This is a genomic window from Nonomuraea sp. NPDC048916, from assembly GCF_040649575.1.
Classification (GTDB): domain Bacteria; phylum Actinomycetota; class Actinomycetes; order Streptosporangiales; family Streptosporangiaceae; genus Nonomuraea.
The window spans coordinates 1-417 of record NZ_JBEZFS010000259.1; the positions used below are offsets into that span (position 1 = coordinate 1).

A 417-nucleotide genomic window follows, 5' to 3' on the forward strand; every position below is an offset into this window, starting at 1 on the left:
GGTCTCCACGCGCAGCCCCGGCCGCTCGGCGCGTACCCGCTCGGTGAGCGCGTGCACGGTAGCGGCGTGCCGGGGGTCGCGGCTGCCGTGGGCGATGACGAGAAGCGTGGGACGGGACATGGCGTGACTCAGTTCTTGACGAGGAGACCGCGGCTGCGCAGCACCCACCGCTCCAGCGGACTGAAGATCAGCAGGTCGATCGCGATGCCGACGAACAGGATGAGCAGGATCGAGAGGAAGACCCCGGGCATGTCGAAGTTGCTGCGGCCGTTCTCCAGCAACTGCCCGAGCCCCAGACCCAGTTCGGGCGAGGAGGCGATGATCTCGGCGGCCATCAGCGAACGCCAGGAGAACGCCCAGCCCTGCTTGAGCCCCGCCAGATAGCCGGGCAGCGCGGCCGGCAGCACGATGTGCCAC

General features: G+C 69.3%; 1 protein-coding gene and 1 pseudogene. Both read right to left on the reverse strand.

Annotated features, from left to right (window positions below):
* Positions 1-120: pseudogene (locus tag AB0C16_RS40750) on the reverse strand (sirohydrochlorin chelatase); the annotation flags it as partial.
* Positions 121-128: 8 nt separating this feature from the next.
* A partial coding sequence (locus tag AB0C16_RS40755; protein ID WP_357691568.1) for an ABC transporter permease subunit occupies positions 129-417 on the reverse strand: 289 nt, incomplete at its 5' end.